The organism is Alkalibacterium sp. m-11 (genome assembly GCF_054658155.1).
The window spans coordinates 1-981 of record NZ_BAAGIR010000280.1 but is presented as its reverse complement, the minus strand read 5'-3'; the positions used below and the strand labels follow the sequence as shown (position 1 = coordinate 981).

General features: G+C 34.1%; 1 protein-coding gene. It reads right to left on the bottom strand.

What is annotated here, in order from left to right; translation table 11 throughout:
* Positions 1-411 precede the first annotated feature (411 nt).
* Positions 412-771 (bottom strand): ApeA N-terminal domain 1-containing protein, encoded by a 360-nt coding sequence (locus ACYQ2O_RS12395; protein WP_459796720.1) that lies wholly within the window; start codon positions 769-771, stop codon positions 412-414.
* Positions 772-981: the final 210 nt, after the last annotated feature.

Here is a 981-nt window from a genome sequence, read left to right as displayed (position 1 = left end):
CTCTGATATCTCTTCTCATTCCTATTCCACTCCAATTCTATAGGGGATAAGAAGAGTATATAAAAAATGTAGGAAAACCAACAATTTTACATTGTCATTTTCCTACATTTTATAACTGTTCTTTACATACTGTCTGAATACTTTTATTTAACTAGAATAAATCATGAGAATACTTTTAGTGGACGAAGGCTGGTTTAATATTATCATTCTTTGAATTTACCCAAAATTTTACGGTTTCATAGATAATAACAAAAGCCCGAGGTATTCACATGTGGAAAACATGGGAGCCTCGGGCTTTTAAACTATCCACAGCGTAAATCTGTGGACTAATTTCGTCCTGTTGCATGGTATAATTGAATCACCCCAAAACAAAAATACAGAACAGGAACTGAGGTTATTTTACCATGAATTCTAATGAAGTGCAGATGTTACTTGATTTGCTCGGCGAGTAACATCTGTTTGATCAAAATAAAACTGTCCGTAAAAGGGCATGGGATTTCCCCCAATATCGATAGTTTTTGATTCGTAAGAAGCATAACTTACTGTTAGAGCTTCACCACATATTATTGATAGTAAATTACGGATTTTAAAAATATCTTGTTGAATTTTTATAATACTTTTCTTTTCAGAATATTGCAATTCGAAGTATGGGTGCGTTCTCAAAGTAATTACCAGCCCATTTTCTGGAGTTATTTCTGATTGGTCAGGCGATCTATATTTTTCAGTTAGTGTTGCTTCTAAGCAGTCAATGTTATGTGTCTTTGATTCTATAGAGTCTTTAATAAGAGATTCTGTTTCTCAGTCTGTTTTCCAAGTACTTTTACCAAAAAATAATGGTAGCAGGTCGAAAGAAAGTAAGCGATGAATAGCTAGGTACCTTCGAGTCCTCGCGACCTCCTGTTAAACTTAAGATATCATAAGTACACAGGAGGTTTTTCAATTTGGAAAAGAATAAACAATCTATCATACCGGTGACCCTGC